A 9,315-nucleotide genomic window follows, 5' to 3' on the forward strand; every position below is an offset into this window, starting at 1 on the left:
CAATCCAAAGCGGCGTCGCGGCCCCCGTCACCCCGCCTTGCCGCCGCACTCCAAAGGATGCGCAGCGCGGGATTTAATGGCGCGCGGGCGGAGGTGGGGGAGAGATGCGCTCGATTGCTTCCTTAATAAGGTCGCTTAGATCTTTATCACGATTTGTGCGTGCCTGGAGTTGCTGCAAGGCGGGTAAGGCTGACGCGGCATTGGTGCCGAATTCACCAAGTGAGCGTATCGCATACCAGACAACTGACGGGTCAGGGTCCGCTAACACCTTGATCAGTGCGGGAATAGTCTTTTCAGGGTCACTTTTGATTCTCTCTAACGCCGAGACCGCCCACAAACGAACGGTTTCATCTTGATCGCTAAGCAATGAGGTCAGGCTGGGCACCGCGAACGACGCATTGGTCCCATGCCATCCGATCCCCCTGGCAACTTCTCCTCGAATCACACTGTTGGTGTGGCGCAAGGCCTGCAATAACTGAGGGTAGGCATCAGGTCCAATGCCTACTAGGAGGACAACGACACGGAAGGCCTGGTTGGTGTTCTCCAATCGAGCCACTAATTGCGGGATGGCGGGTTTGGCGATTGCCCCCAGCAGGGTGAACGCGGCTTCGGCCTGCATTCTGCTTCGCTCCGGCTCCGGTCCAATCGGGATTTTAACGTAATTCTGGCGGCGATTGATCTTTCGGATCCATTTATGGACGCTGGATTCCTCCGCGTCCAGCATGGTCAGCAATTCCGGCAGGGCATTGGTGCCCATGGCTCGCACGGCCTCCGCGACTTGCACCGTGTTTGAATTCGATCTGAGGCTGGTCTCGAAAGTGGTGTTTTGATTAATCATCTCCACCCACTCACTCAAGCTCTTCCCCTGATAACTGGGCTCGGCGGTCTTGATTCGGTAGCCGATCAACGCCACGACGAGGGCGAGCAGCGCGCTTGCGCCCAGCCATGCTTTCGTCGTGGTTTTCATGCGCGGTATTCTGCCCCGGAATCACCCCGTTGACCACCAAAAACGCGCAACAATATACGTAGCAGACGACGTCAGGAGTCTCAAACCGGAAGGCGCGGGAAAATTTGGAGTGCGGTGGCAACCGAAGGGGGTAAAGGGGGCGCAGGGCGACACCGCTTTGGATTTGCCCCGTCCACGGGAGAGAGCGCGCGAGGCGACGGAGCCTCCCCAATGGTGACCTGCGGTGTTCCTGCGTTCATCGGGGCGGGAAAATCAAAGCGTTGCCTGCGCGCCAATCCAAAGCGGCGTCGCGGCCCCCGTCACCCCGCCTTGCCGCCGCACTCCAAAAAGTCCGGGTGCGTTGCCCGTCTCCGTAGCAGGCAACGCAACGAGTCTCCAACCTTGGCTGTGGCGCTTAATACGCTCACTTGCCGATCTGCAATTTCAAGTCGTCCAGGTAGGCGACGCCGTCGGCGTCGTCAGGGGTGGTGATGCCGATCCAGCCGATGTCGTTGAAGGCGGGGTTGCTGAAGGGCAGGGTGCGGGTGGTCTGCCCGGCCGGGCTGCGGGTGAGCAGGGTGTATTGGCCGGAGTTTTTGCCGCCGAGGGTGAAGCGGAGTTCAAAGTGGGTCCAGGCCCCCGGGGTCAGTTTGCCGAGGTCCAGGTTGCCGGCCTTGATGGTGCCGTCGCGGCTGATCGCGATGGAGGGCCCGTTGACGGGCGTCGGGCCGCCGGTGCGGAGGTCGATGCCCAGGCGGGCGGGGGATTGCGCGGGCTGGCGCACGGCGAAGGTGAAGGTGATGTCGCCCTGTTTCAAACCCTTGGGCATAAATTGGAGGTAGGGGTAGAAGTTTTTGGCCAGGCCCTTTTTGTCGGTGACCTTCAGGCAGCGCGGGCCGTGGGTGCCCGGCACTTCGCTGGTGACGGCAAAGCCCGCGCCCTTTTGTTCGCTGACGCGGAAGACGCCGGGTTCATCGCCGTTTTTCATGAGGTTGAAATCCAGGGCAAAGGCGTTGAGGGGGATGAAATCTGCTTCCGCCCAAACGGCCGAGGGTTTGCGCGAGGTGAAGGTCTTAGCCAGCTCCCGCCACGCGGGGTCGCCGTAGAGGCCTGCCTGCCGGATTTCCGCGTCGAAGGGGGTGAACCCGATGGCTTTGACGGCGGGCGCGTCCGGCGCGAGGGAGAAGTCGAAGTTCGCCAGGTTGCGGCAGCCGGGATTGGCCACGAGGGACTTGGCGTCCTGGCCGGTGGCCTGCCATTCGGCGAAGGTCTTGGCGTTGAAGGTGGGCGCGCCGGAGCCGGCGATGGTGTGGTAGAGGTTGGCGTGGAGTTGCGGCGGCTTGGTGCCGGGTTGCCAGGCCTGGCCCACGGCGACGTTGTTGCTCGCGATGTAGATATTGCGCGTGACCTCGAAGTAGTTGGAGGGCCAGGTGGTGTCCAGGCTGCCCCGGCCAATGAAGCCGCTGCGGGCAAAGGCGCCGATGTTATTGCTGATGAGGTTATCCGTGCCCTTGTTCTGGAAATAGGCGTACCACTCGACGTTATAGACGAGATTGTTGTCCACGACGGCGCGGCGCGATTGTTCGTCGAGGTAAATGCCCGCGTAGCCGCAGATGTAGGGGTAGGCCACGGTGTCGTGGATGAGGTTGTGGTGGATGTGGGTGTCGAGCGGGCCGAATTGGTACACGCCGGCGGCATCGGTGTGGTAGCGCAGGCCGAGGTGGTGCAGGTGATTGTACGCCACTTCGTTGCCATGGGAGTATTTCTCGCCCTTCCAGGTCCAGCGGGCGTCCAGGCCAATGGCGTCCCAGTGGGTGTCGAAGATTTCGTTGTGCGTGATCTTTGAGCGCGAGGCGAACCGGTTGACGATGCCGTAGCTGCCGTGCCAGATCGTGCCGAGGCGGTGGAGGCAGTTGTTGTCAATGACCAGGTCGCGGACTTCGCGGGCCGGGACGACTTCCGCGCCCGGGCGGCTGCCGGGGGTGGCGGGCGTCTTCAGGGTGTTGAGGTCGGTGACGCCGAGTTGCAGCGCGCCCGCGCCGAGGTCGTAAAAGTGGCATTGCCGGATGGTGACGCTGCGGCAGCCGTCGGCGAGTTCCATGGCGTACTCGCCTAACTGCGCAAATTCGCAGCGCTCGAAGGAGGCGTTGCGGAGCCCGCGCGCGGTGATGGCGTTGTCGAGGTACATGTGCCCCTGGCGGTACATGCCGTTGTAGCGGTCCATGTCGCCATCCAGATGGCGGAAGCGCACGTCGCGGAAATGCACGTGCTCGACGGGCTGGTCGGCCACCAGGTCGCCCGCGAACTCCAGCATGCGCGACTTCATGATCGGCGCGATGATCTCAACCTTGGCCAGGTCTTCGCCGGGCATGGGGTAGTAATAGAGCGTGCCGGTGTGGCGGTTCAGGTACCATTCGCCCGGTTCATCGAGCGCCTCATAGACGTTGGAGAGGTAGTAGCGGAAGTTGCGCTCCCAGAAATCCACGGTGCGCACATGCCCGCTGAAGAACCGGATGGCGCGGTGTTCCGGGACGATCTCCTTGACGCGATGGATCGTCGGCGTCCAGGAACAGAGCAGGACGACGTCAATATCCGTGGGGTTGGACCAGGCGGGGTTCACGTCCCCGGCGAAGTATTGCAACGCCTGGCGCGGATCGCCGCCCGGCTCGCGGCCTTCGGCGCGCAACTCCTTCTCGCCGTAATTGGGATAACGGGCGCGGGTGCGCGATTCGCCGTTGACGTAGAGGGAATAGAAGACCCATTTGCCGTCGCGGGCCGGCGGCAGGTCGAGCTGCCAGAACGGCTTGCCCGGCGTGCGGGTCCAATTGCCGGTGAGCCGCGTGCCGCCGCTGAGCACTGCGGATTCGCCGGGCGTCGCGGCGTAGGTGACCGGGGCGCGGGCGGTGCCCGAATCCGCCGGGGTGAAGACGAGCGGCTTGGTCATCGGGTAAACGCCGCCGCGCAGCCAGACGTTGACGGGTTCCTTGAGCGGCCCGGATTTCTTTAAATCGCGCACGGCGTCGCGCGCGCGTTCGAGGGTGGCGAACGGCTTGGCCTGCGTGCCGGGATTGGCGTCGTTGCCGCCGGGGGCGAGGTAATAATCAGCGGCAGTGACAGCGGTGGCGATGAGCGCCAGCGCGCCCACGATGATTCGGGTGACGTTAATACTCATGACTTGATGATCATTTACGGGGCCGCACATCGTGGGCGGGTACGCTGGCCCACGGGTGTGCCAACAACGAACCCACCGCGCTTACTCGGTGAGGCTTTTCAGGAAAGCGATGGTCTGGGGCACTTGGGTGGCGATGTTCGGGCTTTCATCCTCGATGTAATAGTGTTCCACCCCGGCTTTTTTCGCCGCTTTGAGGATCGCGGGAATATCGAGCTGGCCGGTGCCCAGCGCCACGTCGTTCTCCACGGAGGTCTTGCCGCTGAAGTCGCCCTTGACCCCTTTCTTGAGGTCTTTCAGGTGCAGCAGTTTGAAACGGTTGCCATATTTTTCCAGCAGGGCGGCGGGATTTGCTCCGGGAAAGTGCGCCCAGAGGATATCCAGTTCAAAGCTGACATCCTGCGGATTGGTCTCGGCCATGATGACGTCAAAGAACGTGCCATTGCCGCTCGCTTGGAATTCGTATCCGTGATTATGGTAGCAAAAGGTCAGGCCGTATTGCTCGCGAAGCAGTTTGCCAATGCGGTTGAAATCCGCCGCCGCCTGGTGGGCCATCTCCAAGGTAAACGGCGGCTTGTGAGCAATCCACGCCAGCCGCACATATTTGGCGCCGAGGGCGTTGGCATTCTTGCCGACTTCATCGGTCTTTTTCGTCAGGTCGTCATACCCCACGCCAAAGGAGGTACACACCATCCCGCGCGCATCCAGCATCTGGCGCAGTTCCGGCGCCGTTTTGCCGAATAGATTGGAAAACTCCATATCTTTGATCCCAAGCGCCTTGATGGTGTCGAGCGTGCCCGGCATATCCTTCTTGAATTGCTCGCGGTGGGTATAGGAGCACATGCCCGGCGCCTGGGGAAACAAAGGCGCCGCTGTTGCGTTACTACCGGTAATGATTGCCGCTGCCAAAACCAGCAGCGGTTTGATGATGTTCTTTGTATAGTTCATAGTTCGTTGCCCTTTTTGTATCGGTTCAGCGGCATTTTCTCAATGGTTATCTTGCGCATTATCTTTCGCATTGCGAGTGCATGAATATTCATGGGAAAAACAAATTTGCCTGGAGGGTGATTCATTCCTCCCGGCAAAACCAAACTGGTAATAAAACGATTATGGATTGGGGTGTGATAAGGACGCGATCACCCAGGGTAAAATGGTGGTTCACTTTCCGTCTCACCGTCCGGCGTTATTGAACGCCACGCAATCAACGTATTTCACGCCCGTGCCGCCGAAAATATCCAGGGCGGAGCCAATGGTTAGATCCACCCGTCCGCGCCCCAGCCGGGTGACGGTTTCCAGGTCCGCCAGGGACTTGGCGCCGCCGGCATAAGTAAGGGGCAGGGGACTCCAGTCAGCGAGCTTGATTACCAGTTCGTCATCAATGCCCCGGCAGAGCCCTTCGACATCCGCCGCGTGTACGAGAAACTCGGCACAAAAGCCGCTCAGCTTGGCAAAGAGTTCAGGCCCCAGCTTTTCATCGGTAAACTTCTGCCAACGGTCGGTCACGACGAAGTAATCCGCGCCGCGCCGGCGGCAACTCAGGTCGAGCACCAGGCGGTCCTTGCCGATGGCGGCCATCAGTGCATCGAGCCGGTCCCAACCCACGATACCGTTACGGAAAACCCACGAGGTGACAATGACATGTGAAGCGCCCGCTTCCAGCCAGGTGCGGGCGTTATCCAGATTCACGCCGCCGCCGAGGTGAAGACCGCCGGGATAAGCCGCCAGGGCCTCGCGCGCCGCCGTTTCGTTGCCGCCGCCCAGTTGAATGACGTGGCCGCCCCGCAATCCGTCGCGCCGGTAAAGGTCCGCGTACCAGGCGGCGGGTCGGGTGGAGACAAAATTGGTGCGCAACCCGGCGCCGTCGTCGCGCAGGGAGCCGCCCACGATTTGCTTCACCTGGCCTTCGTGCAGATCAATGCAGGGACGGAACATAAATCGTTCTTGTTACTGCTGAGCCGCCACTTTCTGCTGGATTTGCAGCAACACCTCGTTCGTGCTGCCGCGGCGATACCCTTGCAGGTCGAGGGTGACGTGCGCATAACCCAATTTGCGGATCGCCTCGGCGGCCTTCTGCCCGACCCCGTTGGCGAGCAGCTTGGGAAGCTCGTCGGGCCCGACCTCAATGCGCGCCAGGTGCCTCGGCGCACCGCCCTCCAGCGGCTTCAATTCGTGATGCCGCACGCGCACGTCGTAAAAGCCCAGGTCGCGCAGCACGTACTCGGCCTCCTCGATCATCGCCAGCTTCTCCGGCGTGACAATCTCCCCGTAAGGAATGCGCGAGCTTAAGCAAGCCATCTGCGGCTTGTCCGCCGTGGGCAAGCCGAGCCGCGCGGATAGCTCGCGGATCTCCGCCTTGGTGAGGCCCGCTTCCTTCATGGGTGCGCACACCTGGAATTCCGCCGCCGCCTGCGCGCCGGGGCGAAAATCCCCGGTGTCGCTGGCGTTTTCGCCGTAGAGAATCGTCCTGTAGCCTTCCGCTTTGGCCAAGGGCGCAAGCTCCGTGAACAGTTCAAACTTGCAGAAGTAGCAGCGGTTCGAGGGATTCGCGAGGTAGCTGGGGTTATCGAACTCGGCGGTCTTCACCACGCGCACGGGGAACCCGTGCGTCTTGGCGATATCCAGCGCCTCGGCCAACTCGCGCCTCGGGAGGCTCGGAGTATCGGCGATCACCGCAAGAGCGCGCTCGCCCAGCACGTCATGCGCCAACCGCGCGAGGAAAACCGAATCCACCCCGCCCGAGTACGCAACCAGGCAGGAACCATAGCCGCGCAACAGCGCGCGCAACTTCTCTAATTTTGCATCCAACACGCCCTCAAAATGGCATCAGAACGGCGGAATGTCGAGACCCGGCTTTTATGGTGCCAGCACACCGAGTTCCGCCAAAGTGACCTCCGTGCCCGCGACGACGTGCGTGGCCGTAAAGCGCACATAGCGCCCGGCAACCGTTTTGCTGAGCGTCACGGTCTGCTGGATGGGGTTCGCCTGGATGTTGGCAAACTCCCCAACCGCCACCGCGTCGCCCCAAGTCTTGCCATCCGCACTCACATGGAACTCATACCGGTCTGGAACTCCGGAGGGATTCCCGTCCTGCCTGGGGAGCACGGTGAAACCTTTGATATTCACGCTCTCGCCCAGGTCCACGACGATATTTTGTGGCGCGGCGTGATTCGTTTCGGTGGCGCTCGTGTGCCAAAACGTGCGGGGATTCTCGTCAATCGCCTTCCCGGCGTCCCCGCCGCGTCCGGCGAAGCTCTTGCCCGCGATTTTCCATTTGCCCTTGGCGATCCCGTAAACCGCCGTCGTCAAGCCGCTCGCTTGTTTTGCTTGCGGCAGGAAGGCGCGGGCCTTGATGGTTCCCCCGAGGGGCAGGGGAAAGGGCTTCTCGTAAAGGGGCGATTGCTCCGTCACCTCGGCGCCGTCCAGCGTGTAACGAATCCAAGGGCCAACCGTCTCGCTGCCGATCGTGACCAGCCCGTTTTTGTCGCGGGCGACCTTGGGCTCCGTCAGCGGCGCGGCGAGATTATACAGGCCGAACTCGGAAATTGCCGGACACGCCGCGGCCTGGGTCACGCGCAGGCGCACCTTGTCCGCCGTGACGTAGCGCGTGGTAATTAATCGTTGATTCCCGATGCTCGTGGCGGTGGCGAACTCCTCCCATTTCCCGTTCTGCCACGCATCCAATGCGACGCCCTCAATCCGCTGGCCGAGCGGCAGGTATTCCCGCAGGCGCACGACGTTAAAGGTCACGGGCCGCCCCAGATTGAACACCAATTCCCCCGTCAACGCGTTATCGTCCGTGGCCCAATACGTATCGCGCTTGCCATCCAGCACACGGACCCCCGCAAATTTGGTATTCAGCCCCCGCGTATTCGAGGCGGTGATTATGGCCCCTTTCGCCAGGTTCTCCGCGAAGGCATTTTCCAGCAGCCGATGCCATTCGCGCAACGCCTTCACGTCGTTCTCGTGGATTTGCCCGCGCCGATCCGGCGGGATGTTCAGGATCAGGTTCGCGCCGCGCCCGACCGACTCGAAATAAATCTTCAGCAGGTGCCCAACGCTCTTCACCGCGTTATCCTCGTTGGTGTGATAGAACCAGCCGGGGCGGATGGAAACATCTACCTCGGCGGGCAGCCAATGCGTGCCGGGGCGCTGCCCCTGCGTGAGCGGGCGCCCGTTCGCCACGCCGGGAAGCATCCCCTCGCGGTTGATGGTGTGCCAGCAAGTTTCCCCGGCGAAGCCCTGCTCGTTGCCCACCCAGCGGATATCCGGGCCGCCGTCGCTGAACATGCAGGCATCCGGATGCAGTTCGCGCACAATCTGCCACGTATTCTCCCAATCATAATACGTCAGGTTATCAATGCGCCGCCGCTCGCGCGCGCCGCCGTAGAAACCATCGCCGCCGTTCGCCCCATCGAACCAAACCTCGTAGATCGGGCCGTAATTCGTCAGCAACTCGCGCAATTGATTCCGGAAATACGTGATATACTCCGGGCGCGCGTAATCCTTGTGGTTCCGATCCCACGGGCTGAGGTACACCCCGAACTTGAGCCCGTGCTTGCGGCAGGCCTCCGAGATCTCCCGCACCACATCCCCCTTGCCATTCTTCCAGGGGGAATTCTTCACCGAATGCTCCGTGTATTGGCTCGGCCAAAGGCAGAAGCCATCGTGATGTTTGCACGTCAGCATGATGCCCTTCATCCCCGTCTCCTTGAGCGTGCCGACGATTTGTTCGGCATTGAACGCCGTCGGGTTGAACAGGCTTTCCGGCTCGTCGCCGTAGCCCCATTCCTTGTCGGTGAACGTGTTCATGCTGAAATGAATGAACGCGTACATCTCCAACTCATGCCACTTCAACTGCCGCTCGCTGGGCAAAACCCCGTAAGGCGCGGGCGGCGCGGCGTCGGTCGCGGCCCGGAGGTTGCCGCCCGGCCACACCAGCAGCGCCATCCCCAGCAAAACTGCCGCGCCGGGCATCCGGGCGCATCCGCTCCGGCCCAAATCCGCTTGCTTAAGCTGCTTCATACGTGCCTCCTCCGCGGTTATTGCGCCGCGATCTTGATCGTATGCGTCACGGGCACCAGCGCGGCCTTGATGGCCGCCGCCAACGGCGCGCGCACCTTCTCCGTCTCCGCCGCCAGGCGGTCGCGGTCGAACTTCCCATCCGCCCCGCGCAACACCCAGAGCGCCTTCAGCTCCGGAT

6 protein-coding genes are annotated in these 9,315 nt (G+C 62.0%); all 6 read right to left on the reverse strand.

Annotated features, from left to right (window positions below; translation table 11 throughout):
• Positions 1-73: 73 nt before the first annotated feature.
• The 6 genes from WCO56_27125 to WCO56_27150 all read right to left on the reverse strand — a co-directional run bounded on the left by WCO56_27125 (position 74) and on the right by WCO56_27150 (position 9,137).
• Entirely contained in the window at positions 74-967 is an 894-nt protein-coding gene (locus WCO56_27125; GenBank protein MEI7733274.1) for a HEAT repeat domain-containing protein, read from the reverse strand.
• 403 nt (positions 968-1,370) lie between these two features.
• Positions 1,371-4,118, reverse strand: a complete 2,748-nt coding sequence (locus tag WCO56_27130) for a right-handed parallel beta-helix repeat-containing protein (protein ID MEI7733275.1) — start codon at positions 4,116-4,118, stop codon at positions 1,371-1,373.
• An 81-nt stretch (positions 4,119-4,199) separates the two neighbouring features.
• Complete coding sequence (locus WCO56_27135) at positions 4,200-5,063, reverse strand: sugar phosphate isomerase/epimerase (protein MEI7733276.1); 864 nt, start codon at positions 5,061-5,063, stop codon at positions 4,200-4,202.
• 222 nt (positions 5,064-5,285) lie between these two features.
• Positions 5,286-6,047, reverse strand: coding sequence for a phosphoribosylformimino-5-aminoimidazole carboxamide ribotide isomerase (gene hisA, locus WCO56_27140; protein MEI7733277.1), 762 nt, complete (start codon positions 6,045-6,047; stop codon positions 5,286-5,288).
• Between the two features lie 12 nt (positions 6,048-6,059).
• Complete coding sequence (larE, locus tag WCO56_27145) at positions 6,060-6,923, reverse strand: ATP-dependent sacrificial sulfur transferase LarE (protein ID MEI7733278.1); 864 nt, start codon at positions 6,921-6,923, stop codon at positions 6,060-6,062.
• Between the two features lie 45 nt (positions 6,924-6,968).
• Entirely contained in the window at positions 6,969-9,137 is a 2,169-nt protein-coding gene (locus WCO56_27150; GenBank protein MEI7733279.1) for an alpha-L-fucosidase, read from the reverse strand.
• Positions 9,138-9,315 lie beyond the last annotated feature (178 nt).

It is taken from the genome of Verrucomicrobiota bacterium (assembly GCA_037139415.1).
Lineage (GTDB): Bacteria > Verrucomicrobiota > Verrucomicrobiia > Limisphaerales > Fontisphaeraceae > JBAXGN01.

Coding starts and splice junctions, on each gene's coding strand:
- WCO56_27125 (MEI7733274.1), bottom strand. CDS start 967: ATGAAAACCACGACGAAAGCATGGCTGGGCGCAAGCGCGCTGCTCGCC.
- WCO56_27150 (MEI7733279.1), bottom strand. CDS start 9,137: ATGAAGCAGCTTAAGCAAGCGGATTTGGGCCGGAGCGGATGCGCCCGG.
- hisA (MEI7733277.1), bottom strand. CDS start 6,047: ATGTTCCGTCCCTGCATTGATCTGCACGAAGGCCAGGTGAAGCAAATC.
- WCO56_27130 (MEI7733275.1), bottom strand. CDS start 4,118: ATGAGTATTAACGTCACCCGAATCATCGTGGGCGCGCTGGCGCTCATC.
- WCO56_27135 (MEI7733276.1), bottom strand. CDS start 5,063: ATGAACTATACAAAGAACATCATCAAACCGCTGCTGGTTTTGGCAGCG.